This window comes from Salmonella sp. GDC200615, assembly GCF_050574145.1.
Lineage (GTDB): Bacteria > Pseudomonadota > Gammaproteobacteria > Enterobacterales > Enterobacteriaceae > Salmonella > Salmonella enterica.
Map to the genome: position 1 here is coordinate 103,501 of NZ_CP192247.1, position 26,553 is coordinate 130,053.

At 47.9% G+C, this 26,553-nt stretch carries 28 protein-coding genes and 1 pseudogene; 18 read left to right on the forward strand and 11 right to left on the reverse strand.

Features of this window, described 5'->3' with window-relative positions:
- Positions 1-176: 176 nt before the first annotated feature.
- On the reverse strand, positions 177-1,058 hold the full coding sequence (locus ACQ29O_RS00490) for an HARLDQ motif MBL-fold protein (RefSeq protein ID WP_001082966.1): 882 nt from the start codon (positions 1,056-1,058) through the stop codon (positions 177-179).
- A gap of 73 nt (positions 1,059-1,131) precedes the next feature.
- Here ACQ29O_RS00490 and ACQ29O_RS00495 point away from each other — a divergent pair, with 73 nt between their 5' ends.
- Positions 1,132-2,034, forward strand: a complete 903-nt coding sequence (locus ACQ29O_RS00495) for a LysR family transcriptional regulator (RefSeq protein WP_001050866.1) — start codon at positions 1,132-1,134, stop codon at positions 2,032-2,034.
- A 49-nt stretch (positions 2,035-2,083) separates the two neighbouring features.
- On the opposite strand, the gene ACQ29O_RS00500 is transcribed toward ACQ29O_RS00495, so the two are convergent.
- Positions 2,084-2,947 carry a YicC/YloC family endoribonuclease gene (locus ACQ29O_RS00500; RefSeq protein WP_000621352.1) on the reverse strand — a complete coding sequence of 288 codons (864 nt, stop codon included), beginning with the start codon at positions 2,945-2,947 and terminating at the stop codon, positions 2,084-2,086.
- Positions 2,948-3,072: 125 nt separating this feature from the next.
- Here ACQ29O_RS00500 and rph point away from each other — a divergent pair, with 125 nt between their 5' ends.
- Both rph and pyrE read left to right on the forward strand, forming a co-directional pair.
- Positions 3,073-3,789, forward strand: coding sequence for a ribonuclease PH (gene rph, locus ACQ29O_RS00505; RefSeq protein ID WP_001247078.1), 717 nt, complete (start codon positions 3,073-3,075; stop codon positions 3,787-3,789).
- A gap of 77 nt (positions 3,790-3,866) precedes the next feature.
- Entirely contained in the window at positions 3,867-4,508 is a 642-nt protein-coding gene (gene pyrE / locus ACQ29O_RS00510) for an orotate phosphoribosyltransferase (RefSeq protein ID WP_000806167.1), read from the forward strand.
- 77 nt (positions 4,509-4,585) lie between these two features.
- On the opposite strand, the gene slmA is transcribed toward pyrE, so the two are convergent.
- From slmA to coaBC, 3 genes are all read right to left on the reverse strand, one after another.
- Positions 4,586-5,182, reverse strand: a complete 597-nt coding sequence (gene slmA, locus ACQ29O_RS00515; RefSeq protein ID WP_000818607.1) for a nucleoid occlusion factor SlmA — start codon at positions 5,180-5,182, stop codon at positions 4,586-4,588.
- 107 nt (positions 5,183-5,289) lie between these two features.
- The gene (gene dut / locus ACQ29O_RS00520; RefSeq protein ID WP_000976078.1) at positions 5,290-5,748 is read right to left on the reverse strand and encodes a dUTP diphosphatase; all 459 of its coding nucleotides are present in this window, start codon (positions 5,746-5,748) and stop codon (positions 5,290-5,292) included.
- The gene (gene coaBC, locus ACQ29O_RS00525) at positions 5,726-6,946 is read right to left on the reverse strand and encodes a bifunctional phosphopantothenoylcysteine decarboxylase/phosphopantothenate--cysteine ligase CoaBC (RefSeq protein ID WP_000050177.1); all 1,221 of its coding nucleotides are present in this window, start codon (positions 6,944-6,946) and stop codon (positions 5,726-5,728) included. Before coaBC ends, dut begins: the two co-directional genes overlap by 23 nt.
- Before the next feature lie 175 nt (positions 6,947-7,121).
- Here coaBC and radC point away from each other — a divergent pair, with 175 nt between their 5' ends.
- From radC to mutM, 4 genes are all read left to right on the forward strand, one after another.
- The gene (gene radC / locus ACQ29O_RS00530) at positions 7,122-7,787 is read left to right on the forward strand and encodes a RadC family protein (protein WP_020937249.1); all 666 of its coding nucleotides are present in this window, start codon (positions 7,122-7,124) and stop codon (positions 7,785-7,787) included.
- Between the two features lie 217 nt (positions 7,788-8,004).
- Positions 8,005-8,241, forward strand: coding sequence for a 50S ribosomal protein L28 (rpmB, locus tag ACQ29O_RS00535; RefSeq protein WP_001519051.1), 237 nt, complete (start codon positions 8,005-8,007; stop codon positions 8,239-8,241).
- A gap of 20 nt (positions 8,242-8,261) precedes the next feature.
- On the forward strand, positions 8,262-8,429 hold the full coding sequence (gene rpmG / locus ACQ29O_RS00540) for a 50S ribosomal protein L33 (protein WP_001051798.1): 168 nt from the start codon (positions 8,262-8,264) through the stop codon (positions 8,427-8,429).
- Between the two features lie 97 nt (positions 8,430-8,526).
- Entirely contained in the window at positions 8,527-9,336 is an 810-nt protein-coding gene (gene mutM / locus ACQ29O_RS00545) for a bifunctional DNA-formamidopyrimidine glycosylase/DNA-(apurinic or apyrimidinic site) lyase (RefSeq protein ID WP_001114515.1), read from the forward strand.
- A gap of 27 nt (positions 9,337-9,363) precedes the next feature.
- Here mutM and coaD read toward each other — a convergent pair whose 3' ends face one another.
- Together coaD and waaA are read right to left on the reverse strand one after the other, a co-directional pair.
- Positions 9,364-9,843: a pantetheine-phosphate adenylyltransferase gene (gene coaD, locus ACQ29O_RS00550; protein WP_001171884.1), complete on the reverse strand. Its 480-nt coding sequence runs from the start codon at positions 9,841-9,843 to the stop codon at positions 9,364-9,366.
- A gap of 8 nt (positions 9,844-9,851) precedes the next feature.
- Entirely contained in the window at positions 9,852-11,129 is a 1,278-nt protein-coding gene (waaA, locus tag ACQ29O_RS00555) for a lipid IV(A) 3-deoxy-D-manno-octulosonic acid transferase (protein WP_000891587.1), read from the reverse strand.
- 408 nt (positions 11,130-11,537) lie between these two features.
- Between waaA and rfaQ the strand changes: the two genes are divergently transcribed.
- The 10 genes and pseudogenes from rfaQ to ACQ29O_RS00605 all read left to right on the forward strand — a co-directional run bounded on the left by rfaQ (position 11,538) and on the right by ACQ29O_RS00605 (position 20,908).
- The gene (gene rfaQ / locus ACQ29O_RS00560) at positions 11,538-12,608 is read left to right on the forward strand and encodes a lipopolysaccharide core heptosyltransferase RfaQ (protein ID WP_001522125.1); all 1,071 of its coding nucleotides are present in this window, start codon (positions 11,538-11,540) and stop codon (positions 12,606-12,608) included.
- The gene (locus ACQ29O_RS00565; protein ID WP_001261577.1) at positions 12,605-13,729 is read left to right on the forward strand and encodes a glycosyltransferase family 4 protein; all 1,125 of its coding nucleotides are present in this window, start codon (positions 12,605-12,607) and stop codon (positions 13,727-13,729) included. Before rfaQ ends, ACQ29O_RS00565 begins: the two co-directional genes overlap by 4 nt.
- Positions 13,722-14,519, forward strand: coding sequence for a lipopolysaccharide core heptose(I) kinase RfaP (gene rfaP / locus ACQ29O_RS00570; RefSeq protein ID WP_000229830.1), 798 nt, complete (start codon positions 13,722-13,724; stop codon positions 14,517-14,519). The genes ACQ29O_RS00565 and rfaP overlap by 8 nt, the downstream gene beginning before the upstream one ends.
- Positions 14,520-14,574: 55 nt before the next feature.
- Positions 14,575-14,736, forward strand: a pseudogene (locus ACQ29O_RS00575) (glycosyltransferase family 8 protein); the annotation flags it as partial.
- Between the two features lie 117 nt (positions 14,737-14,853).
- Positions 14,854-15,933, forward strand: a complete 1,080-nt coding sequence (gene waaB / locus ACQ29O_RS00580; RefSeq protein WP_000683976.1) for a lipopolysaccharide 1,6-galactosyltransferase — start codon at positions 14,854-14,856, stop codon at positions 15,931-15,933.
- A 5-nt stretch (positions 15,934-15,938) separates the two neighbouring features.
- On the forward strand, positions 15,939-16,952 hold the full coding sequence (waaO, locus tag ACQ29O_RS00585) for a lipopolysaccharide 3-alpha-galactosyltransferase (RefSeq protein ID WP_000088475.1): 1,014 nt from the start codon (positions 15,939-15,941) through the stop codon (positions 16,950-16,952).
- Between the two features lie 17 nt (positions 16,953-16,969).
- Positions 16,970-17,983, forward strand: a complete 1,014-nt coding sequence (rfaJ, locus tag ACQ29O_RS00590; RefSeq protein ID WP_000376870.1) for a lipopolysaccharide 1,2-glucosyltransferase RfaJ — start codon at positions 16,970-16,972, stop codon at positions 17,981-17,983.
- A 22-nt stretch (positions 17,984-18,005) separates the two neighbouring features.
- Positions 18,006-18,704 (forward strand): lipopolysaccharide core heptose(II) kinase RfaY, encoded by a 699-nt coding sequence (rfaY, locus tag ACQ29O_RS00595; protein ID WP_000582808.1) that lies wholly within the window; start codon positions 18,006-18,008, stop codon positions 18,702-18,704.
- A gap of 149 nt (positions 18,705-18,853) precedes the next feature.
- Entirely contained in the window at positions 18,854-19,663 is an 810-nt protein-coding gene (gene waaZ, locus ACQ29O_RS00600; protein ID WP_000536017.1) for a 3-deoxy-D-manno-oct-2-ulosonate III transferase WaaZ, read from the forward strand.
- Positions 19,664-19,762: 99 nt separating this feature from the next.
- Positions 19,763-20,908, forward strand: a complete 1,146-nt coding sequence (locus ACQ29O_RS00605) for a lipopolysaccharide N-acetylglucosaminyltransferase (protein ID WP_001747197.1) — start codon at positions 19,763-19,765, stop codon at positions 20,906-20,908.
- 57 nt (positions 20,909-20,965) lie between these two features.
- On the opposite strand, the gene rfaL is transcribed toward ACQ29O_RS00605, so the two are convergent.
- From rfaL to rfaD, 4 genes are read right to left on the reverse strand one after another with little or no spacing between them, the layout of a single operon-like run.
- Entirely contained in the window at positions 20,966-22,180 is a 1,215-nt protein-coding gene (rfaL, locus tag ACQ29O_RS00610; RefSeq protein ID WP_000958456.1) for an O-antigen ligase RfaL, read from the reverse strand.
- A gap of 39 nt (positions 22,181-22,219) precedes the next feature.
- The gene (rfaC, locus tag ACQ29O_RS00615) at positions 22,220-23,173 is read right to left on the reverse strand and encodes a lipopolysaccharide heptosyltransferase RfaC (protein WP_001264619.1); all 954 of its coding nucleotides are present in this window, start codon (positions 23,171-23,173) and stop codon (positions 22,220-22,222) included.
- Positions 23,173-24,219, reverse strand: coding sequence for an ADP-heptose--LPS heptosyltransferase RfaF (gene rfaF / locus ACQ29O_RS00620; RefSeq protein ID WP_000699205.1), 1,047 nt, complete (start codon positions 24,217-24,219; stop codon positions 23,173-23,175). Before rfaF ends, rfaC begins: the two co-directional genes overlap by 1 nt.
- A 2-nt stretch (positions 24,220-24,221) precedes the next feature.
- The gene (rfaD, locus tag ACQ29O_RS00625; protein WP_000587775.1) at positions 24,222-25,154 is read right to left on the reverse strand and encodes an ADP-glyceromanno-heptose 6-epimerase; all 933 of its coding nucleotides are present in this window, start codon (positions 25,152-25,154) and stop codon (positions 24,222-24,224) included.
- Positions 25,155-25,356: 202 nt separating this feature from the next.
- Between rfaD and kbl the strand changes: the two genes are divergently transcribed.
- Entirely contained in the window at positions 25,357-26,553 is a 1,197-nt protein-coding gene (kbl, locus tag ACQ29O_RS00630; RefSeq protein ID WP_001213799.1) for a glycine C-acetyltransferase, read from the forward strand.

Below are 26,553 nucleotides of genomic sequence, written 5' to 3' on the forward strand. Positions count from 1 at the left end.
TTACACGATTAATAAATTTTAGTAATGATTTTAAATTTATGATTAATAATTATTTATTATAAATATCAATAAATTGAACATCATTTTTGTGGTTTATTGTATACGAGGTTTTTCTGTTTTGACTTAGATAAATTAAATGAACGGCGCCCTGGATGCGCCGCCGGTGAGTTATTTCATTATGGCTGCTGTGCGGTAAGTTGTGTGATGAAGCGCTGGCGCGAGCGTTCCACATACTGTTGCAAGCCATTGGAATCAAAGAATGCCTGTGTATCGCCGTTGCGAAGTTGCTGTCGTTTCTCCAGTAGCCCGAAGCGGTCACCTTTGTTGGCAATAAAGATATCAACATGCTGGGCGGCCAGCGTCTTAAAGCTACCCTGAATATCAGTAACCAGGTCAGGGTAATTTTTGTTGTTAATCAGCAGATAGTCGGGCGTGGCGAGACTGTCAGCGTAAATTAGCGTCTTGCCGTTGCGGAGCGTTACGCGCCAGGAGGTTGAGCCGGGTAGATGTCCAGGCGTGAATAGCGCTGTCACGGTTATCCCTCCGAGGATGATGCTTTCCTGGTGGTGGATAATTTTATCGGTGGTGACGGGCGGGAAGGGGAGCGCATCGCCAAGCGCAAAATCCTGTCGTCCACCCCTCGCCATCTGATCGGCGTTGGGTTGGCTGGCGACCAATTGTGCGCCGCTCCACGCTTTCAAACGTGCCATGCCCCCCGCTTGATCCAGCCGCGCATGGCTATTCAACAGATAGCGCACGTCTGTGAGGCGGAATCCTGCCGCTTCAATATTCGCTTTAATTTGCGGTGCGCTTTCATCCAACCCCGCATCAATAAGAATATGCCCTGCCGGAGTGGTCAGCAGAATAGAAGAGAGATTTTTCGTGCCGACATACCACACGCCTTCTGTGATTTGAAACGGCTTTATAGGCTTAGCCCACGCTTTAAACAGTGATAACGGAGGCGCGGGTGATAACGGTTGTGAAGGATCTAATGCCGCCATGGCAGGAAGTGCTGATGTTGAAAATATACATACAAAGAATAATGCATAGCGATTCATAATGTTCTCCTGATTGAAGCGCCCGCAGTATACCTGGCAGTAATTTAGCCAGGTTCAATAAGAGAGACGTTTAATGAACTTGCTGCAAATGGATATGAACCTGTTAAAAGTACTGTATGTGCTGCTGGAGACGAGCTCTACGGGGAAAACGGCGCAAAAGCTGGCTTTATCGCCTTCTGCGGTAAGTCATGCGTTAATGAGATTGCGCGATGCGCTAAACGACCCGTTGTTTCGACGGGAAGGGAACCGCCAGATTGCTACGCCTTATGCGCAGGCGCTGCGTGACAAATTGGCGCCTGTGTTTGTTTCGCTTAATGAGGAGCTGTTTGGCGATAAAGAGAACGGCTCCCGTTGTTTCCGGGTGGTACTTCCTCCCGCATTGAACGCGCTGCTTACGCCCGTTCTCGCAGAGAAAGGTCATCTTCATCAGGCGGTGATCGAGTGCCTTCCTTTTGCCCGCCGACCCTGGCGTGATGAACTGTTGGATAGCTCGGTTGATTTGGTGCTGGCAATTGGCGACCATCAAAAGCAGGTCAGCGCTCTGCATTACGAGCGGGTGGGGACTACGCGTTTGATCGCGGTTTATGGCGCGCCATTGCGTTCACGTCTGGAGAATGCCACAGCGTTGAATTTTGCTGATCTACAGCATTATCAACACATTTACTGTTTGCCGTGGACAAAAGAGAACAACGAACTGGACAGGCAGCAGGCTCGTGCCGGGTTTGAACGCCCGCTGGCGTTTGTTTGTCATGATTACAGTCAACTGGCGCCTGCTGTCCAGTCGGCGCCGCTAATGGCGATTGTACCGCGCCCCTGGTATGAAAATTTATCCGATAAGCGCGGTCTTTTTGTCCTGCCGCTTGCCGGGGAGCAGGCGGAAGGCGCTATTTTTATGCAGTATCGGGCTTCAACGGTAGAGTGGAAGCGGCGCCTTATCGACGCTATTCGCCGGAAATTAAAAACGTACTACCGATAAACGCGAGAGCCCGCATAAGGCGGGCTCTATGACATATTGAGCGCCAGAATTATTCAATATTCTGGATTTGCTCGCGCATTTGCTCGATCAACACTTTTAATTCAATAGCGGAGTTAGTTACATCAGCGTTGATGGATTTGGAGGCCAGGGTGTTCGACTCACGGTTAAATTCTTGCATCATGAAGTCCAGACGGCGACCTACCGCCTCTTTTTTCTTCAGAATGTTGTAAGTCTCTTTGACGTGCGCTTCCAGACGATCCAGCTCTTCCGCCACATCAATGCGCTGCGCCATCATCACCAGCTCTTGCTCCAGACGGTTGTTTTCCAACTGAACCTGAGCATCTTCCAGCTTCGCGACCAGGCGCTCACGCTGCCATTGCAGGATTTCCGGCATATGCGCGCGGACTTTCGCTACTTCGGCGCTGACGCCTTCCAGACGTTGTTCAATCAGTGCTTTCAGCGCCTGGCCTTCCGTTTCGCGCGCGACGATAAAGTCATCCAGGGTACCGTCCAGCGCGGCTAAAATTTCTGCGGCAATCGCGTCCAGATCCTGCTCTTGCGCCGCCATGACACCTGGCCAGCGCAAAATATCAACCGGATTGATTTCCCCTTCGTCGCTCTGCATTTTGACCCAGTTTGCGGCGCTAACTAATTGTTTCGCGAGCTTTTCATTCAGAATAAGCTCGCCTTGCGCGCTGGCATCGGGTTCAAAACGCAGCATACATTCGACTTTGCCACGCGTCAGGCGTGTACGAATGCGTTCGCGCACGACGGGTTCAAGACTACGGAACTGTTCCGGCAGACGAAAGTAAGTTTCCAGATAACGCTGGTTTACCGAGCGCATTTCCCAGGTCGCGCTACCCCATTCACCCTTGATTTCACGCCGGGCGTAGGCGGTCATACTGCGGATCATAGATGTTCCCGTTTTTAAAGGAGAGATGAGGGGATTATAGCTATCCAGGCCTTGTCAGGATAGGAATAACCATCGGAAGTCCGTATAATGCGCAGCCACATTCGTTTTAAGCCGGAGATCTCAATATGCGTCCAGCAGGCCGTAGCGCTAATCAGGTGCGTCCCGTAACCCTGACCCGTAACTATACAAAACACGCTGAAGGCTCGGTACTGGTCGAATTTGGAGATACCAAAGTGTTGTGCACCGCCTCCATTGAAGAAGGCGTCCCTCGTTTTCTGAAAGGGCAAGGCCAGGGGTGGATCACCGCAGAGTATGGCATGTTGCCTCGCGCTACCCATACCCGTAATGCGCGTGAAGCGGCAAAGGGTAAGCAGGGCGGCCGTACTATGGAAATTCAGCGTTTGATCGCGCGTGCGCTGCGTGCGGCGGTCGATCTGAAAACGCTCGGCGAATTTACCATTACGCTGGACTGCGATGTAATCCAGGCCGATGGCGGTACGCGTACAGCGTCTATTACCGGTGCCTGCGTGGCGTTGGCGGATGCGCTGAATAAATTGGTTGCCAACGGTAAGCTGAAAACCAACCCGATGAAAGGCATGGTGGCGGCGGTTTCCGTAGGCATCGTTAACGGCGAAGCGATCTGCGATCTGGAATATGTTGAAGATTCCGCAGCAGAAACCGACATGAACGTCGTGATGACTGAAGACGGCCGCATTATTGAAGTACAGGGTACCGCGGAAGGCGAGCCGTTCAGCCATGAAGAACTTCTCACTTTGTTGGCGCTGGCCCGAGGGGGAATTGAATCCATTGTGGCGACGCAGAAGGCGGCGCTAGAAAATTGATTTTAAGGCGACTGAAAAGTCGCCTTTTTTTGTCCGTAAATTTCGTAAATGATGAAAGTAAGAAAAGGAGCGAATCCATGAAACCGTATCAGCGCCAGTTTATTGAGTTTGCGCTTAACAAGCAGGTACTAAAGTTTGGCGAGTTTACGCTGAAATCCGGGCGCAAAAGCCCCTATTTCTTCAACGCCGGGCTGTTTAATACCGGGCGCGACCTGGCGTTGTTAGGCCGTTTTTATGCCGAAGCGCTGGTGGATTCCGGTATTGAATTTGATCTGCTGTTTGGCCCCGCGTACAAAGGTATTCCGATCGCGACGACGACGGCGGTTGCGCTGGCGGAACATCACGATAAAGACCTGCCGTACTGCTTTAACCGCAAAGAGGCAAAAGATCATGGCGAAGGCGGGAGTCTGGTGGGCAGCGCGCTACAGGGCCGCGTGATGCTGGTGGATGACGTGATTACCGCAGGTACGGCGATTCGCGAGTCGATGGAGATTATTCAGGCGCACGGGGCTACGCTGGCTGGCGTACTGATTTCGCTGGATCGTCAGGAACGTGGCCGCGGCGAGATTTCCGCGATTCAGGAAGTGGAGCGCGACTATGGTTGTAAGGTTATCTCCATCATTACGCTGAAAGACCTGATTGCCTATCTGGAAGAAAAACCTGATATGGCTGAGCATCTGGCGGCTGTGCGAGCATACCGGGAAGAATTTGGCGTGTAAGCGAATTGCCCGGTGGCGCTTTACCGGGCTTATGTTTCTGTCGCCTGGATAAGGCGTGAGCCACTATCCAGTCAGCGTTACTGTAGCTGAGCGGCAATGAGCGGCCAGCGGGCGTCGAAATCGTCCGTTGGGCGGTATTTAAATTCGCTACGTACGAACCGTGAAAGCATCCCTTCACAGAAGGCTAACAGTTGGCTTGCCAGCAGATTTTCATCCGTCGTGTAGCCTTCGCCTTCACGCATTCTTTTTTCTCGTAGCACCTGGCGGAGCTGCGCTTCGATGCGTTCAAAAAGCTGATTAATGCGCCCCTGCAGGCGATCCTGTTCAAACATCAGCGCGTGCCCGGTAAGAATGCGCGTCAGGCCAGGGTTGCGTTCGCCAAAACCCAGAATCAGCAACACAATCAGGCGCAAACGCGTGCTGGTGTTTTTTTCATCTTTTAAAATCAGATTGATACGGGTAATCAGACTATCTTCGATAAACTCAATCAGGCTATCGAACATGCGGGTCTTGCTGGGAAAATGGCGGTATAGCGCCGCTTCGGAAACGCCGACCGAGGCCGCCAGTTTTGCCGTCGTGATGCGTTGGCTTCCATCGCTGGATTCAAGCATCAGCGCCAGTGACTGAAGTATTTCTTCGCGACGATTCCTTTTCGCAGTTTGTTTTTCTGCCATGTTACAAAATACCCCTGAAAATAAGCACTTGCCAGGCGAGCACCCACGCTATAACCGCAAACTCAGCGCTTGCGGCAGTATTATGACGTTATGGGGATGCGTAAAATTTACTTACGGCCAGAATGACCGAAGCCGCCCTCGCCACGTTCGGTGGCGTCAAATGCTTCCACCAGATTAAATTCGGCCTGAACGACCGGAACAAACACCATTTGCGCGATACGTTCGCCCGGTTCAATGGTAAAACTGTCCTGACCACGGTTCCAGATCGAAACCATCAGTTGCCCCTGATAATCGGAATCAATCAGCCCGACCAGGTTGCCCAGCACGATACCATGTTTATGGCCCAGGCCCGAACGCGGCAACATGACTGCCGCCAGTGATGGATCGGCGATATGAATGGCCAGTCCGGTAGGTACCAACGTCGTTGCGCCAGGCGCCAGTTCTACGGCGTCGTCGAGACAGGCGCGCAGGTCAAGCCCGGCAGAACCAGAAGTAGCATAAGTCGGCAGCGGAAACTGCTGACCAACACGCGGGTCCAGAATCTTAACGTCGATTTTTTTCATCATAACGGGTCACGATCTCGTCGAGTAATAATTGGCCCAGGAGTTCTTTCCGCTCAAGCGGTAAGACTTTATCTCCATCCTGCCAGAAAAGGTGTAAAGCGTTTTTATCGCTATTAAATCCCTGATTTGAAAGAGAAACATCATTTGCACAAATCAGGTCAAGGTTCTTACGGATACGTTTTTGCCGGGCGTATTCTTCCACATTATTCGTTTCCGCGGCAAACCCAACAACGTAGGGGCGATTGTCACTGAGTGCGGCCACCCCGGCGACAATGTCCGGGTTTTTGACCATTTTTATTATTAATTCATCACTTTGCGCCGCCTGTTTTTTGATTTTTTCACTGGCAATAGTCTCTGCGCGATAGTCAGCCACGGCGGCGCAGCTAATGAAAATATGCTGCTGTTGAACGGCGGCCTGAACAGCGGCTTCCATGTCCAGCGCGGTTATGACATCAACCCGTTTTACAAAAGGCGGCGTCGGTAACGAAACGGGACCGGAGACCAGCGTGACATTTGCGCCGCGACGCGCGGCGGCCGCCGCAATAGCGAAGCCCATTTTACCGGAGCTGTGGTTGGAAATATAACGCACCGGGTCGAGCGGTTCGCGCGTCGGGCCTGCCGTAATCATGATATTAATATGTCGCAAATCGTTGACGGCAGCGATTTGCGCGGCGGCCTTATCAACGATAACTAATGGGTCCAGCATTCGGCCTGGGCCTACGTCGCCGCACGCCTGACTGCCGCTATCCGGCCCCCAAATGAACAGGCCGCGAGAGGCGAGCACCTCCAGATTATGTTGCGTGGCGGCAGCGCGGTACATCTGTTGGTTCATGGCCGGAAGCACGGCCACCGGGGCTGGCGTCGCCAGGCAGATGGTGGAGACTAAATCATTAGCCATACCCGATGCTACACGGGCGATCAGATCGGCGGTCGCGGGAGCAAGAATCACCAGGTCGGCCCATTTCCCCAACTCGATATGCCCCATCGCGGCTTCGGCGGCAGGGTCAAGCAGACTGTCGGATACGGGATAGCCCGACACTGCCTGTAAGCTCAGGGGGGTAATAAAGGCTTTTGCCGCCTCGGTCATTGCCACGCGCACGTCAGCGCCGCGCTCACGTAAACGGCGCACCAGCTCCGGCGTTTTATACGCAGCGATACCGCCGCTAACGCCGAGAACAATTTTTTTACCGGCCAGGCTCATCATGTCTTTCCTGTTGGGTGACTTTGAAAGGCGGCTATTTTATCACAATCTCTACGGCGTCGTGTCTTTGCCTGCGCTCCACTTTGCGAGGCGCTACGCAAGAGCAAAATCGGGGCGTCGATCTCTCCCAAAGGCTGTGCCACTATGCCGCTTCCTTAAAAAAGGAGGTGCGCGTATGGATACGTTGGACGAATTATTACCGCGTGAAAAAATGCTCAGATCCGGCATTGCTTCCCTCAGCGACGTGGAGCTGCTGGCGCTTTTTTTACGTACCGGCACGCCGGGAAAAGATGTTATGACGTTGGCAAAAGAGATATTGCAGCACTTTGGGGCGCTGTATGGCCTGCTGTCGGCGGACTTTGCGCAGTTTCGCGGCGTAAACGGCATCGGCCTGGCGAAATTCGCGCAGTTGAAAGGCATTGCTGAGCTGGCAAGGCGCTATTACAGCGTGCGCATGAATGAGGAAAGTGCGTTGCTGAGTCCGGAAATGACGCGGGAATTTCTGCAAAGCCAACTGACGGGCGAAGAGCGTGAGATCTTTCTGGTGATCTTCCTAGATGCCCAGCACCGGGTGCTTCAGCACAGCCGCCTGTTTTCCGGCACGCTTAACCACGTAGAGGTGCATCCGCGTGAGATTGTTCGGGAAGCGATTAAACTCAATGCTTCAGCGGTCATTCTGGCGCATAACCACCCTTCAGGCTGCGCAGAGCCAAGTAAAGCAGATAAACTTATCACTGAGCGCGTGATAAAGTGTTGCCAGTTTATGGATATCCGGGTGCTCGATCACCTGATAATTGGGCGCGGAGAGTACGTTTCTTTTGCCGAACGCGGCTGGATTTAAGATTCTTTGCGCGATCCATCGGGATCTTTGTCTGTTCGGGACTTGAGCATATCGCCGGGTCAGCGTATACTACGCCACCTTTGAGAATCTCGGGTTTGGCATTTGGGCCTGGCAATCGAGAGTTCAATAGAACTGCGCGATGACCAGGCTGTAAAGCCTGACGAGGCGCCGATACCCCATACGAAGCTCGAGCTAATTTGATTTTTGGAGAATAGACATGTCCCGAGTCTGCCAAGTTACTGGCAAGCGTCCGGTGACCGGTAACAACCGTTCCCACGCACTGAACGCGACTAAACGCCGTTTCCTGCCTAACCTGCACTCTCACCGTTTCTGGGTTGAGAGCGAGAAGCGTTTTGTCACCCTGCGTGTATCTGCTAAAGGTATGCGTATCATCGATAAAAAAGGCATCGAAACAGTTCTGTCTGAACTGCGTGCCCGTGGCGAAAAGTACTAAGTACTAAGAGGAAATAAATCATGGCTAAAGGTATTCGTGAGAAAATCAAGCTGGTTTCTTCTGCTGGTACTGGTCACTTCTATACCACTACGAAGAACAAACGTACTAAACCGGAAAAACTGGAACTGAAAAAATTCGATCCAGTTGTCCGTCAGCACGTGATCTACAAAGAAGCGAAAATCAAATAATTCTCGCTTTGATGTAACAAAAACCTCGCTTCGGCGGGGTTTTTTGTTTTCTGGCCGTCCCCATATTAATGAGACCTGCCACACAGCCGGAGACGTTATGCCTGAATTACCCGAAGTTGAAACCAGCCGCCGGGGTATTGAACCCCATTTAGTTGGCGCTACTATCCTGCACGCCCATATCCGTAACGGCCGTCTGCGCTGGCCGGTTTCAGACGAAATTTATCGTCTGAGCGATACACCCGTCCTTAGCGTTCAGCGTCGTGCTAAATATTTACTGCTGGAGCTGCCTGACGGCTGGATAATTATTCACCTGGGGATGTCGGGAAGCTTGCGGATATTGTCGGAAGCGCTGCCGGCGGAAAAGCACGACCATGTCGATTTGGTGATGAGCAACGGCAAAATTCTACGTTATACCGATCCTCGCCGCTTTGGCGCCTGGTTATGGACCAAAGAGCTGGAAGGGCATAACGTACTGGCGCATCTGGGACCGGAGCCGCTAAGCGATGAGTTTAATGGCGAATATTTGCAGCAGAAATGCGCGAAGAAGAAGACGGCGATTAAACCCTGGCTGATGGATAACAAGCTGGTGGTCGGCGTGGGGAATATCTACGCCAGCGAGTCGCTGTTTGCCGCTGGTATTCACCCTGACCGCCTGGCGTCGTCACTCTCGACAGAGGAGTGCGACCTGCTGGCACGGGTGATTAAAGCCGTTTTGCTGCGCTCTATTGAACAAGGCGGGACAACGCTGAAGGATTTTCTGCAAAGCGATGGGAAACCGGGCTATTTTGCGCAGGAGTTGCAGGTGTACGGGCGCAAAGGCGAGCCGTGTCGGGTATGCGGTACGCCGATAGTCGCAACGAAACACGCACAGCGTGCGACGTTCTATTGCCGTCACTGTCAGAAGTAAAACGCCAGGCCCGGCAGGGAAGGAAACTTATTTCAACTTATCCATTAGCGCCTGATGCACATTGTCCGGCAGAAAGTGGGTCACATCGCCCTGATGGCGCGCCACTTCTTTGACCAGCGACGATGAAATAAACGACCACTCTTTGGACGGCATCAGGAAAACGCTTTCCAGTTGCGGCATCAGATGGCGATTCATATGCGCCAACTGCATTTCATATTCAAAATCCGCCACCGCGCGCAGACCACGAATCAGGATATTCGCCTGTCTGTCGCGGGCGAAATTGGCCATCAGGTCGCTAAAGCCCACCACCTCTACGTTACCCAGGTGTGCGGTCGCTTTTTGCGCCAGCGCCACACGTTCGTCCAGGGTGAACATGGGTTTCTTGCCGGGGCTGGCGGCGATGGCCAGAATGACATGGTCGAACATCTGCGTTGCGCGCGTCACAATATCGAGATGACCGTTAGTAATCGGATCAAACGTACCTGGATAAATCGCCCGTTTTTGCATGACAGTCCTCAATGCGTTTTCGGTGGCAGATAAGGTTCCAGCAGTTGCAGCAGACGCTGGAGCGCGCCCTGATTTTGATACAGCACTTCAACTGCGTGACGTCCGTAGAAATTACGATAATCAGCGTCGGTCAGTAAAGAGGAAACTTCTTTTGCCAGCGTAGCCGCATCGGTAATCGTGATAAGTCCGCTCGCCTGATCCAGACGGGCGCAAATATCTTTAAAGTTAAAGGTATGCGGACCCATCAGTACCGGAATCGCATGAGCGGCGGCCTCCAGCGGGTTATGACCGCCGCGTTCAACCAGCGAACCACCAACAAAGGCGAGATCGGCAATGCCATAGAGCAACATTAATTCGCCCATGGTATCGCCTACCACGACCTGGGTGCTGGCGGACGGTACTTCGCCCGAAGAACGAGTGATGTAGCTTAACCCTGCCTGACGCACAAGATTGATAGCATCCGGGAAACGCTCCGGATGGCGGGGCACCAGAATCAGTAATAAATTCGGGAATTGATGTAATAACGCCTGGTGAGCGGCGATAACGATACTCTCTTCGCCATCGTGGGTGCTGGTGGCAATCCAGACCGGACGGTGCGGCGCCCACTGGCGGCGTAGCGTAACGGCTTTAGCCGCCAGCTGCGGCGTAACTGAAATATCAAATTTCAGACTGCCGGTGACCGTGACCTGATTGTTCTTCGCGCCCAATGCCACAAAGCGTTCGCCATCTTCTTCGTTTTGCGCGGCAATCAGGGTGATACGGCGCAAGAGCGTACGGACAAACTTGCCAAGCTTCGCATAACCCGCGGCGGAGCGGGCGGAAAGCCGCGCATTAGAGATAACCAGCGGAATATGACGTTTGTGCAGCGCAGCAATCAGATTTGGCCAGAGCTCAGTCTCCATGATCAATACCAGCTTAGGATCAATCTTATTGAGGAAACGATTGAGCGCATCGGGCAAATCATAAGGCAAGTAAACGTGCTGAACATCGTTGCCAAAGGCGGACTGGACGCGCTCCGAGCCGGTCGGCGTCATGGTCGTTACGGTAATAGGCAGATCGGGATAGCGATGACGTAGAGCGCGGACCAATGGGATGGCCGCCAGAGTTTCGCCCACCGAGACGGAATGCAGCATGATTCCGCCCGGTTTCAACGGACGGCGGTAGAATCCGTAGCGTTCACCCCAGCGTTTACGATAGGCCGGCGCTTTACGTCCACGCACCCAAAGCCGTATCCAGATCAGAGGCTGAATAAGGTAGAGAAGAGCGGTGTAAAGCAATTCGAGCATAGTAAATAGCTGACTTATGGATGTGCTGGGGATTCTATGTATTTAGCCTGGGCTTTACCATTACTTTTCCCATTTTTGCGCCAAATTGGCTCAGAAGCGAGGATTCCAGGCGCTGAACCCCATTATTTTTGCATTTTTACGCAATCCATTGAAATTTGCCGCCCTTGTCGCCCCAGACAATGGGAATGACCATTCACAAGAGAGGGATAAATTAATATCTCTTTGAATTTATGATTAAAAAAATGATTGTGTATAAAAATTATTCGTATCGGATTGCTGCGAAAGAAGTGTTACACTAGCGCATCTAAAATGAGTGCGGTATTAGCCATCGGGTTGCTGTGAAGCCTGGGGCGGTAGCGTGCTTTTTTCTGCTTATTTATCCGGACAATTTCAACCAAAGAGTCGCTTGTGGAAAAGCCATTTCGAAGAATTCTGATTATAAAAATGCGTTTTCATGGAGACATGTTACTTACCACCCCTGTCATCAGCACGCTGAAGCAGAATTATCCCGATGCAAAAATCGATGTGCTTCTTTACCAGAACACCATACCGATATTGTCGGAAAATCCGGAGATTAATGCACTCTACGGCATCAGTAACAAAGGCGCAGGAACAAAAGAGAAGATCAAAAACGCGCTATCGCTAATCAAAAAATTGCGTGCTAACTCGTATGATCTGGTCGTCAATCTCACCGATCAGTGGAGCGTGGCGCTTATTGTGCGTTTTTTAAACGCAAAAATAAAAATCTCGCAGGATTTCGGTAATCGTCAGTCTGCTTTATGGAAAAAGAGCTTTACGCATTTAGTACCTTATGCGGGAGAACATGCTGTTGAGCGCACATTATCCGCGCTAAAGCCGTTAGCGCTAAAACAGTATGTCACGGAAACCACCATGAGCTATCGCCCGGAACATTGGGAAAACATGCGACAACAGCTCAAACAACTTGGTGTGACCCGACAATATGTTGTTATTCAGCCTACGGCACGGCAGCTATTTAAGTGCTGGGATAATGATAAATTCTCGCAGGTTATTGATGCCGTGCAGCGCCGCGGTTATCAGGTTGTACTGACGTCAGGCCCGGCCGCAGACGAGATGGCCTGCGTGGATGCTATTGCACGCGGCTGTGAGACAAAACCGGTTACTGGTCTGGCGGGTAAAACTCGCTTTCCTGAATTGGGCGCATTGATTGACCATGCGGATCTCTTTATCGGCGTTGATTCGGCCCCCGGTCATATTGCCGCAGCAGTCAAAACGCCGGTCATTTGTCTTTTTGGCGCGACGGATCATGTATTCTGGCGTCCCTGGACCGACGACATCATTCAGTTTTGGGCAGGAAATTATCAGCCGATGCCTGAACGGCATGAGCTTGATCGTAATAAAAAATACCTTTCCGTGATTCCGGCTGAAGATGTTATCGCCGCGACGGAAAAAATGCTGCCGCATGAGGCACGCCCCATAGATTTGGACAGCCTGCTATGAGAGTTGCCTTTTGCTTATATAAATATTTTCCTTTTGGCGGTCTGCAGCGTGATTTTATGCGTATTGCTCAAACCGTGGCGGCGCGAGGTCATCAGGTTCGTGTTTATACTCAGTCATGGGAAGGGGAATGCCCGGATAACTTTGAATTAATCCGCGTGCCGGTTAAATCCCGGACGAACCACGGTCGTAACGCAGAATATTATGCCTGGGTGCAACACCATTTGCGCGACCACCCTGTCGATCGGGTGGTTGGATTCAATAAGATGCCGGGCCTTGATGTGTATTACGCCGCAGACGTGTGTTACGCCGAAAAAGTCGCACAGGAAAAAGGATTTTTCTATCGCCTGACATCACGCTATCGGCATTATGCTGCTTTTGAACGCGCCACGTTTGAACACGGCAAGCCGACGCAACTATTAATGCTGACGAATAAGCAGATTGCTGACTTCCAAAAACATTATCAGACTGAAGCGGAGCGTTTCCATATTCTTCCTCCGGGGATTTACCCGGACAGAAAATATAGCCAACAGATCCCAAACAGTCGTCAAATTTATCGTCAGAAAAATGGTATCTCAGAACAGCAAAAATTACTGTTGCAAGTAGGGTCTGACTTTACCCGTAAAGGTGTGGATCGCTCTATTGAAGCGCTGGCATCGCTACCCGAATCTTTACGGCAAAATACGGTGCTCTATGTTGTCGGGCAGGATAAGCCGAAGAAGTTTGCAGCACTGGCTGAAAGAAGCGGCGTCGGCACGAATGTGCATTTTTTCTCCGGACGTAATGATATCGCGGAGTTAATGGCGGCAGCCGACCTTTTACTGCATCCAGCCTATCAGGAAGCTGCTGGTATTGTTTTGCTGGAAGCCATTACTGCTGGTTTGCCGGTGCTGACAACCGCGGTGTGCGGTTATGCACATTATATTGTGGATGCAAACTGTGGCGAAGCGATGACTGAACCATTCCGCCAGGATGCGCTAAATGAGGTTTTACTCAAAGCGCTGACACAGCCTTCCTTACGCAACGCCTGGGCTGAAAATGCGCGGTATTATGCTGATACCCAGGATTTATACAGCTTACCGGAGAAGGCCGCGGATATTATTACAGGTGATTTAGATGGTTGAGCTGAAAGCGCCGTTAACCACACTATGGCGCGGTAAAGATGCTTTTGAGGAAGTAAAAACGTTACAGGGCGAAGTGTTCAGAGAGCTGGAGACGCGTCGAACATTGCGGTTTGAGCTGGACGGTAAAAGCTACTTCCTGAAGTGGCATAAAGGTACTTCGCTGAAAGAAATTGTGAAGAACCTGATTTCGTTACGTATGCCTGTTCTGGGCGCTGACAGAGAATGGCACGCCATTCATCGTCTACATGAGCTGGGCGTTGATACGATGCACGGCGTTGGTTTTGGTGAAAAAGGCGTAAACCCGCTAACCAGAACATCATTTATTATCACCGAAGATTTAACGCCTACCATTAGCCTTGAAGACTACTGCGCTGACTGGGCTGTTAATCCACCGGACGCGCAGGTGAAGTGGATGATCATTAAGCGTGTTGCGACTATGGTACGTAAAATGCACGCCGGGGGAATTAACCATCGCGACTGTTATATTTGCCACTTTCTTCTGCATTTACCTTTCACTGGTCGCGAAGAGGATTTAAAAATCTCCGTAATCGACCTGCATCGCGCGCAGATACGCCAGCGTGTTCCCCTTCGCTGGCGTGACAAAGATTTAATTGGGCTTTATTTTTCTTCAATGAATATTGGCCTGACTCAGCGAGATATATTCCGGTTTATGCGTGAGTATTTCTCTCTTCCCCTGCGAGAGATTTTGCAAAAAGAATCGGGGTTGATTCACCAGGCGGATGTTAAAGCCGCTCGAATTAAAGAAAGAACAATAAGAAAAAATCTGTAATTATAATAATTATGCACTCAGTGAGTAATTTATGAGTGAGACAAGGATAGACAGAATGTCTGACATTAAAAGTTATATTTCAAACCAAAAAAACATAATTCAACATGATGATTTTTTTGGAAGAGGACTGGACATTGCTCTTTGCTTTGATCATGGTTTTATAATGCCAGCAGGTGTGGCAATATATTCCATTATCGAAAATAATAAAGATATTGAATACGCCTTAAAGCAAAAAAAGAGATGTCAGGTAAAAATTACTCCATAGGGTTATATTACTATTTTTGCTATTTAATATCTAAAGTCTTTAGATTAAGGTTTTAACTCTGGGGTATATATGAAAATAGCATTTATTGGCGAAGCGGTATCTGGTTTTGGAGGGATGGAAACCGTTATTAGCAACGTTATCCATACGTTTGAAAATAGCTCTCCGAAAATCAACTGTGAAATGTTTTTCTTTTGTCGTAATGACAAAATGGATAAAGCATGGCTAAAAGAGATTAAATATGCGCAATCATTCTCAAATATAAAATTAAGTTTTCTTCGTCGAGCTAAGCATGTTTATAATTTTAGTCAGTGGCTGAAAGAAACGTCACCGGATATTGTGATATGTATTGATATCATCTCATGTCTTTATACCAATAAAGCACGAAAGAAAAGTGGTAAACAGTTTACTATTTTCTCGTGGCCGCATTTTTCGCTCGACCATAAAAAACATGCAGAATGTATAACGTACGCGGATTATCATCTGGCCATAAGTAGTGGTATTAAAGAACAGATGATGGCACGGGGTATCTCAGCGCAAAATATTAGCGTCGTTTATAATCCTGTCTCTATTAAAACAATCATTGTGCCGCCGCCTGAGCGCGATAAACCCGCTGTATTTCTCTATGTAGGGCGTCTTAAATTTGAAGGACAGAAAAGAGTTAAAGATTTATTTGATGGCTTAACTCGTACGACAGGGGAATGGCAGCTACATATTATTGGTGATGGCTCAGATTTTGAAAAGTGCCAGGCCTATAGTCGGGAGCTTGGTATTGAGCAGCGTGTGATCTGGTATGGTTGGCAAAGCGCGCCGTGGCAAGTCGTACAGCAAAAAATAAAAAATGTCACCGCGTTACTACTTACCTCTGCGTTTGAGGGATTTCCTATGACCCTGCTGGAAGCAATGTCATATGGAATTCCGTGTATTAGTTCTGATTGTATGTCTGGCCCGCGCGATATGATTAAACCCGGTTTGAATGGTGAGCTTTACACTCCGGGTGCTATAGATGATTTTGTAGGACACCTTAATCGCGTTATTTCTGGTGAAGTAAAATATCAGCATGATATTATTCCCGGCACGATTGAGAGATTTTACGATGTGCTATATTTTAAAAATTTTAATAATGCAATATTCTCGAAATTACAAAAGTGATCACTATGAGCAGAAAATATTTTGAAGAAGAAGTCATTCAACAGACTTTAGATTATAACTATGCACAACATAGTGATGCTGCTAAATTTAATATAGCTTATGGGATTGATAAAAACTTTCTTTTTGGCTGTGGTGTCTCTATTGCATCGGTTCTCCTCGCTAACCCAGAGAAGGCGTTAGCTTTCCATGTTTTTACCGATTTCTTTGGCTCTGAAGACCAGCAGCGATTTGAGGCATTAGCAAAACAGTACGCTACGCAGATTGTTGTTTACCTAATCGACTGTGAGCGCTTAAAATCGCTACCCAGTACCAAAAACTGGACCTATGCAACATACTTTAGATTCATTATCGCCGATTATTTTTCAGATAAAACAGATAGAGTACTTTATCTGGATGCAGATATTGCATGTAAGGGGAGTATTCAGGAACTTATTGATCTTAATTTTGCTGAAAATGAGATTGCGGCTGTCGTTGCTGAAGGCGAGTTGGAATGGTGGACTAAGCGCTCGGTTAGCCTGGCAACGCCTGGGCTGGTTTCTGGCTATTTTAATGCCGGTTTTATTTTAATTAACATACCTCTTTGGACCGCAGAAAATATCTCTAAGAAAGCGATTGAAATGCTAAAAGATCCAGAGGTAGTACAGCGCATAACGCACCTTGATCAGGATGTATTAAATATATTGTTAGTGAATAAAGCGCGTTTTGTTGATAAAAAGTTTAATACACAATTTAGTCTTAACTATGAATTAAAAGATTCAGTTATTAATCCAGTCGATGCTGAGACTGTATTTGTTCATTATATCGGACCAACGAAGCCCTGGCATAGTTGGGGGGCTTACCCTGTGTCACAATATTTTTTACAGGCTAAGAGCAACTCACCGTGGTCTCATTGTGCACTTTTAAATCCAGTCACTAGCCATCAGTTACGTTATGCGGCAAAGCATATGTTTAATCAGAAGCATTATACTTCGGGTATAAATTACTATATAGCCTACTTTAAACGTAAACTTCTTGAATAAAACCCATAGGTGATGTAATGGATTCATTTCCTGAGATAGAAATAGCTGAATATAAAGTTTTTGATGAAAGTAATAATAATAATGATGATAACGTATTAAACATTTCTTATGGTGCTGATGAAAACTATCTTGATGGTGTGGGGGTATCAATCGCTTCAGTTGTATTAAACAATAATATCCCGCTCGCTTTTCACATTATTTGTGATTCATACTCCCCGTGTTTTGTAAAATATATAGAGCGTTTAGCCGTACAGCATCACATAAAAATTTCTCTTTATCTTATTAAAGTAGAAAGCCTTGAGGTATTGCCTCAAACTAAAGTATGGTCGAGAGCAATGTATTTTCGTTTATTTGCTTTCGATTATCTCAGCAAGAAGGTAAATACCTTACTTTATTTGGATGCCGATGTTGTATGCAAAGGATCTTTGCAAGATCTTCTACGGCTTGATTTGACAGAGAAGATTGCTGCGGTCGTAAAAGATGTTGATTCCATCCAGAATAAGGTAAATGAGAGATTAAGCGCTTTTAATTTACAAGGTGGTTATTTTAACTCCGGCGTGGTTTTTGTTAACCTGAAATTATGGAAAGAGAATGCCTTAACCAAAAAGGCATTTTTACTTTTGGCAGGTAAAGAGGCTGACTCTTTTAAATATCCCGATCAGGATGTTTTGAATATTCTCCTACAGGATAAAGTCATTTTTCTACCGCGACCATATAATACCATTTATACTATCAAAAGTGAGTTGAAAGATAAGTCACATAAAAAATATAGCAATATAATTAATGATAATACTGTTTTAATTCATTATACGGGCGCTACAAAACCATGGCATGCCTGGGCAAATTATCCTTCAGTTATCTATTATAAAAATGCACGACTGAACTCGCCCTGGAAAGATTCTCCTGCAAAAGATGCGCGTACCATAGTCGAATTTAAGAAGCGATATAAACATCTTCTCGTGCAGGGTCATTATTTTAAAGGCCTTATGGCTGGAAGCGCATATCTTTATCGTAAACTTTTCCACAAATAATTCCCCTGCCTAAATCTCTATTATGATTATTGAAAAAAAGATTAAAAACTATACCGTCTTTGTCAAAAAAGACGGTGAAAAATACATTGAGATATTCAAAGATTTTCTATCTTATAATCATCAGGTTATTAAAGTCTTCCGTAATATAGAAGATACAAAAGTTGTATTGATTAATACAGACTACGAAAAATATATTCTCAAGGTATTTAGTCCAAAAGTAAAAAATACTGAACGATTTTTCAAATCGTTAGTAAAAGGAGATTACTACGAAAAGCTTTTTCATCAGACAGATCGTGTTCGGCGAGAAGGGTTTACGGCGCTTAATGATTTTTACCTGCTGGCGGAAATTAAAACATTACGCTATGTAAAAACATACGTGATGATAATTGAGTATATTGAAGGTATTGAACTTGTTGATATGCCAGAAATTTCTGACGAGGTGAGAGGGAAAATCAAACAGTCGATATATTCTCTGCATCAGCATGGTATGGTTTCGGGCGATCCCCATAAAGGTAACTTTATCCTGCAAGGCAATGAGATCAGAATTATCGATTTGTCCGGAAAAAGACCTTCCAGACAACGAAAAGCAAAGGATCGTATTGATTTAGAAAGACATTATGGTATCAAAAATAATGTGAGAGATATCGGATTTTACTTATTGATTTATAAGAAAAAACTTCGAAATTTCTTGCGTCGTATTAAGGGTAAGGAAAAGCGCTGATCAATGTAGCACGTTTGGTTTAATTTAAGGGACTGACTGACTTTTATTTGCTGCAGCGTTATGACATACTTGAGAGAATTTGAGATGTAATATTAGTTATTGAATATAACATTTATTTATAGGTTGCATGATAAAAATACGAGTTTTTTATGGGCAGCGTTAACTTCATAACTCACGCCGATGTTCTGCAACTTATTGCGAAAAGAACGGCTGAAGATTGTATTATTTTTCTTTCTGGTCCTACGTCCAGAAAGACGCCGCTGTCCTTGTTACGAATGAAAGATGTCATTGCAGTCAATGGTTCTGTTCAATATTTGCTAAACAATAACGTCAAGCCATTTTTGTACCTTCTGACGGATGTTCGCTTCCTCCATCGCCGGCGCGAAGATTTTTATAACTTTAGCCGTAACAGTCAGTTTACTATCGTCAATCTTGATGTGTACGAACAGGCTTCAGTGGATGATCAAAAATATATTGAAGAAAACTGTTTAATTATTCGCTCCTTTTATCGCCGAGAAAAAGGGGGCTTTTTAAAGAAAATTAAATTTAATATCCTCAAGCGGGTTCATAAAGCATTACTTATTTCAGTTCCCCTTTCGAAAAGAGGGCGACTGGCTGGATTTTGCAAGGATATCAGCATCGGGTATTGCTCTTGCCATACTATTGCTTATACCGCTATTCAGGTTGCTTATTCCCTCAAGTATGGCCGTATTATATGTTCTGGGCTTGACTTAACAGGGAGTTGCCCACGTTTCTATGACGAATCTACCAGCCCTATGCCATCTGAGCTTAGTAAAGACCTGTTTAAAATACTGCCATTTTTTACTTTTATGAGAAAAAATGTGAGTGATTTAAATATCTTTAATTTATCAGATGATACTGCAATTCATTACGATATTATTCCATATATTACAGCCTCGGAACTTGAGGATGAAATATATTACGATAAAATTGTCTAGACACTAGATACATCATTATTTTGAGTTGCTTCGGCACGCATTTCTTTTTCTATAACATTTCTTTTTCTATAAAGTTAACTATTCTGGATTATAGCTATTATGATTAAAAAAATCATATTTACTGTTACTCCTATATTTTCAATTCCTCCACGTGGCGCGGCTGCGGTAGAAACCTGGATTTACCAGGTTGCAAAACGACTATCAATACCGAATGCTATTGCTTGTATAAAGAATGCTGGCTATCCTGAATATAATAAAATAAACGATAACTGTGATATTCATTACATCGGGTTTAGTAAAGTTTATAAGCGTCTTTTTCAGAAATGGACTCGTCTCGACCCACTACCCTATTCCCAGCGCGTCCTTAATATTAGAGATAAAGTGACTACCCAGGAAGATAGCGTCATTGTTATTCATAATAGTATGAAACTGTATCGGCAGATCAGAGAGCGCAATCCGAATGCAAAACTGGTTATGCACATGCATAACGCATTTGAACCAGAACTTCCTGATAAGGATGCAAAAATTATCGTGCCCAGTCAGTTTCTTAAAGCGTTTTATGAAGAAAGATTGCCCGCCGCTGCTGTTAGTATTGTGCCTAATGGTTTTTGTGCTGAGACTTATAAAAGAAACCCACAAAATAACCTCCGTCAGCAATTAAATATTGCGGAAGATGCCACCGTTCTCTTATATGCCGGGAGAATTTCGCCTGATAAAGGCATCCTGTTGCTTTTGCAGGCGTTCAAAAAATTACGTACCTTAAGAAGTAATATTAAACTTGTCGTTGTTGGCGATCCTTATGCAAGCCGCAAGGGTGAAAAAGCAGAGTATCAAAAGAAAGTACTGGACGCCGCAAAAGAGATTGGAACTGATTGTATTATGGCTGGGGGGCAATCTCCTGACCAGATGCATAACTTCTATCATATAGCCGATCTGGTTATTGTGCCATCTCAGGTTGAAGAAGCATTTTGCATGGTGGCTGTAGAAGCGATGGCAGCAGGAAAAGCGGTTCTTTCCAGCAAAAAAGGGGGGATTAGCGAATTTGTGTTAGATGGCATAACGGGCTATCACCTCGCAGAACCTATGTCGAGCGACAGTATAATTAATGATATTAACCGTGCGCTTGCTGATAAGGAACGCCACCAGATTGCCGAAAAAGCAAAATCCCTGGTGTTTTCAAAATACAGTTGGGAAAATGTAGCTCAGCGTTTCGAGGAGCAGATGAAAAGCTGGTTTGATAAGTGATTGAGTCCGGACGATGGAAAACGCGCTGATACCGTAATAAGTATCAGCGCGTTTTTTTTATCTATTTCTTAGCGCCAACAGAAAACCAGTAATGATACCAATTTGAGCAATATCGACCTGTTCAAAATTGCCACGAACGATATAAAAACCGACGAAAGATAAAAATAGCAAGAGATGAGCATTGTAGGGGCTTATCTCTACTTTCCTGAAGGTAGAGCTGGCTGTTTCCCTGATGATAGCGCCATATAAATAGGCCAGGCTCGCCAGACCCAATATGCCTGCACTAAACCAGATGTACAGAATGGTATTATGCGGACCGATAGATTCTTTAAAGGTCCACGTTGGATAATCGACAACGCGTTTATTATAAACACCATCATACATATCATTACCATAGCCGTAGCCCTTGATCGGGTTTTCCTGAATCAGTATCCACGCGGTGCCCTGGGTTCCGTTAGTATAACGATATGAGCTATCTGTCTGCTGTAATTTATACAGTAAATGTTCTGGGTCTGGTTTGTTATTATGTTGAGTGATAACCAAAGCGCCGATAATGGCTAATAAAATGGCACCAACTCCTATTAACTTCCATTGGCGGTTCAGTATTGCCCACAGAACACCTACTATAAGCACCGCCAACCATGCCCCTCGCGATAGGGTTCCCAGGATAAAGAAAAGGTAGATGGCGCTAAGCACCAAAAAAACCAACTTAATTGCATTTTTTCTAAACAGCCAAATATTCAATAATGCTGGAAATAAGAAAACCATGGAATCGGACATATGTCGATGCGCATAGCTTATGAATGGCATAATCCCTTTATTATAGTCCTCGATATACAGAATACTCTCTGCAAGGCAGCGAAGTCCTAAACTTGTTAAAAAGGAGAAAAGTACTATTTTCGCAACCGTTTCTTTTGTTTCATCTTTTAATAGTACGGGAATTAATAAAGTATATAATAAGAAACCCTCCAGTACCGTATTTTCAAATTCCTTGAAGCTTTCTTTCATATCTGGCGATATGAGTATGGAATAAACAAGGATTAATGATAATACTGCTACGCTATAAAATACGCTATTTTTGAAAAGAGGGGGGAAACTTTTCGGTGAGCGTGAGACCTGATAAATCGCGGTGATAACCATAAGTATGATTATCAAATGTTTATAACGCGTAATACCATCCAGAAAATACGTGGCAACAAAAAGAAAAACCAGCGCTTTATTCCAGATCGGTTTCCATTTCTCTTTATTTAACGTTAATGATGTGGTTAGCATCTTTTCTCCACAATAGGTTTGGGATGAGACAGTGTCTCTTTAATGAATCTTTCCAAATACGCTTGTGGCATCTAAATTCGCCAGGTTTTTTTCTGGTGAGCAGCATGCCATTTGGTTCTTCCCATAACCTCCAATTAACCCAGGGTCCGTTGGGCCATATAGCGTAATATTCGGTCTGTCGAGCGCGGCGGTGAGATGGCTCAGGCCGGTATCAACCGATACGACAAATTTTGCGCCAGCCAGCACTCTGGCGACCTCCTCCAGGCTCATGCGCGGTAACACATCCACATAGTCAAAGCCTTCGGCCAGTCGTTTAGCCCGGGCCTCCTCATGAGGCGCGCCCCAGGGAAGTTTTATCCGTAATCCGGTGTTGCCCACCATACCGATAAGCTCGCGCCAGTTTGCTTCCGGCCAGTGTTTATCATCGCGGGTCGTGGCATGTAAAAATACCGCATATGGATCGCTGACCGCCTGCTGGCAATGCAGAAAATGTTTTGCGATGGCATAATCGCCCTGCGACTGCGGTTTATCGTATCCCAGGCTTTTGGCGAACAGCTCGCGCGTCCGCTCAACCGCATGTTGTTGCTTTGCGATATGGTGTTTACGGTTATAAAACAGGCTGGCCAGCGGTTCGCGGGCAGTACTCCAGTCCATACCGTGCTTTATCCCATGCGCCAGACGCGTCACCAGCGCCACGCTTTTCACCAGCCCCTGCGCATCAATCACAGCGTCGTATTGGTATGCGCATACCGCCCGATGAAAGGCTGTGCGTTCCGCTTTAATGGGCGCGGAAAACCAGGCTTTGCGCCAACGGCGAATAGCGACGGGAATCACGCGATCGACAGCACTGTGCCAGGACGGAATTTGCGCAAACCCTTCTTCGACAACCCAGTCAAATTGAATCCCTGGAATAGCCTGTTGCGCGTCGGTAAGCGCAGGCAGGGTATGTAATACGTCGCCCATCGATGATGTTTTAACGATCAAAACCCGCATTAAACGCCCTCTTCCGACAACAGCGAATGAAGCTCTTCCAGAACCCGCTGCGGCGTGATATCGATCAGGCTCTGGTGATAGCCTTGCGCCGTATCGCCTTTACGCACTTTGTGATAACCCGTAATGAGACGAATCACCCGGGCCTTATGAGACAGCGGTGGCGTGAAATCCGGGCTACTTGGGCCATACAAGGCGACCAGCGGGCGGTCGAGCGCCGCCGCGACGTGCATCAGCCCGGAATCGTTGGTGACGATGGCTTTACAGGCGGCTATCAGAATGACGGCCTGTTCCAGCTGGGTTTCCCCCGCCAGGTTGCGACACCATGCCTGCTGCTCGCTATTCAGCGCCGCCAGGATCTCATTTCCGGCTTCATGGTCTTTTGCCGAGCCAAACAGTACGACCCGGTACCCTTCGTTAATGAGCTGCTTTGCCAGTTCGGCGTAGTGATAGTGCGGCCAACGTTTTGCCGGGCCAAATTCCGCGCCGGGGCAAAAGCCGATCAGAGGACGTTCAGAAGATAGCGAAAAGTCGCTGCGTATCAACGACTTTTCACCCTCGCTAACCAGGAGCTGTGGCCAGAGTAGCGGCTGCGGCAGATCTTTCGCCGTGCGCATCACCCCCTTGTCATAGGCCAGCGCCACGTAGCGCTCCACCATCAGCGGCCAGGCGTCTTTATCAAGGACGCGCGCATCGTTCAGCAGGCCATAGCGCATTTCGCCGCGCCAGCCGGTACGGTGCGGGATATTGGCAAAGAAAGGAACCAGCGCCGATTTAAACGTATTTGGCAGCACCCAGGCGCGATCGTAGCGCTTCTCACGCAGGCTATGGCCCAATCTACGGCGCTCGCCGATTTCCAGCGCGCCGTGGCCCAGCGGCATGGGTATCGCCTCGTTAACTTCCGGCATACGCGATAACAACGGACGACACCAGGCTGGCGCCATCACGTCGATTATCGCCTGGGGATAGCGCGCTTTAAGCGTGCGATAGAGACTTTGCGACATCATCATGTCGCCCACCCAGGACGGGCCAATGACCAAAATTTTCATACTTACGCGTCGCGGTTCAGCCAGGCCATATACTCCGTGACGCCTTCGGCGACGGTCTTAAAGGGTTTGTCGTAGCCCGCGTTGCGCAGATTGGTTAAATCCGCCTGCGTAAACGCCTGATAGCGACCTTTCAGCTTATCCGGGAACGGAATGTATTCAATGCTGCTTTTTTTATGGTATGCCAGCGTCGCGTCGGCGACGGCCTGGAAAGATTCCGCACGGCCTGTGCCCAGGTTAAAGATGCCGGACTTGCCGCTTTCCAGGAACCACAGGTTAACGGCGGCCACATCGCCCACGTAAACGAAGTCGCGCTTGAAGTTTTCGCTGCCTTCAAACAGTTTCGGGCTTTCGCCGTTGTTTAACTGTGTATTCAGATGAAATGCCACGCTTGCCATGCTGCCTTTATGGCCTTCACGTGGTCCATAGACGTTGAAATAGCGGAAACCGACAATCTGCGAGTTCGCTTCTGGCAGGATCTGGCGCACATATTCATCAAACAGGAATTTAGAATAGCCGTAAACGTTAAGCGGTTTTTCGTATTCGCGCGATTCGATGAAATCAGACGTGCGACCGCCATAGGTGGCGGCAGAAGAGGCGTAGAGGAACGGGATTTCGCGTTCAAGACAATAGTGCAGGAGCTCTTTGGAGTATTGATAGTTATTATCCATCATATACTTGCCGTCCCACTCGGTGGTGGAAGAGCAGGCGCCTTCATGGAAAATAGCTTCGATATCGCCGAGCTCTTCTCCGGACATAATCTGGATCAGGAAATCTTCCTTATCCATATAGTCAGCAATGTTCAGATCCACCAGGTTTACAAACTTGGTGCCGTCTTTCAGGTTATCCACCACCAGAATATCGGTGATACCTTTATCATTCAGGGCCTTAACGATATTGCTGCCGATAAAGCCCGCGCCGCCGGTAACGATGATCATAACTGTAACCTTTGAATTATGGTGTCAGAGACTGTCTCAGACATGAATGCTCTTATCATAACACTATTCATCCATTCACTGATAACCCGTGAGGATACGCGTGATTTATGCTGCATTTTAAAGAAGTGATGACGCGTCATCTCGTATCAACGTATCGCTTTGGGTAATATGTGCTGAAATTTGCCCAGTCTGGAGAATCGCAATGCGTGGGGATTTTTACAAACAGTTAACCAACGATCTGGAAACCGCCCGGGCGGAAGGATTGTTTAAAGAAGAGAGCATTATTACGTCTGCGCAGCAGGCGGATATCACCGTGGCGGATGGAAGCCACGTTATTAACTTTTGCGCCAATAACTATCTCGGGCTGGCGAATCACCCTGAGCTGATTAATGCCGCAAAAGCGGGTATGGACAGCCACGGTTTCGGTATGGCGTCCGTGCGTTTTATCTGCGGCACCCAGGACAGCCACAAAGCGCTGGAGCAAAAGCTGGCAAGCTTCCTCGGCATGGAAGATGCGATTCTGTATTCCTCCTGTTTCGACGCTAACGGCGGCTTGTTTGAGACGTTGCTGGGCGCGGAAGACGCCATTATCTCCGACGCGCTGAACCACGCGTCTATCATTGACGGCGTGCGTTTGTGTAAAGCGAAGCGCTATCGCTATGCCAACAACGATATGGCAGAGCTGGAAGCGCGGCTGAAAGAGGCGCGTGAGGCCGGCGCGCGTCATGTCCTGATCGCCACCGACGGGGTGTTCTCAATGGATGGCGTCATCGCCAATCTGAAAGGCGTCTGTGATCTGGCCGATAAATACGATGCGCTGGTGATGGTTGATGATTCTCACGCGGTAGGCTTTGTCGGCGAAAACGGTCGCGGTTCCCATGAATACTGCGACGTAATGGGCCGCGTAGATATTATTACCGGTACGCTGGGCAAAGCGTTAGGCGGCGCATCCGGCGGTTATACCGCGGCGCGTAAAGAGGTCGTTGAGTGGTTGCGTCAGCGTTCCCGCCCATATCTGTTCTCCAACTCCCTGGCGCCGGCAATCGTGGCGGCTTCTATTAAAGTGTTGGAGATGGTGGAAGCGGGCGCAGAACTGCGCGATCGCTTGTGGGCGAACGCCCGGCAGTTCCGTGAGCAGATGTCTGCCGCGGGATTTACGCTGGCAGGCGCGGATCACGCCATCATCCCGGTAATGCTGGGAGATGCGGTTGTCGCGCAGAAATTTGCCCGCGAACTGCAAAAAGAGGGCATTTACGTTACCGGTTTCTTCTATCCGGTCGTACCAAAAGGTCAGGCGCGTATTCGTACCCAGATGTCTGCGGCGCATACGCCTGAGCAAATTACGCGTGCGGTAGACGCGTTCACGCGTATTGGTAAACAACTGGGCGTGATTGCCTGA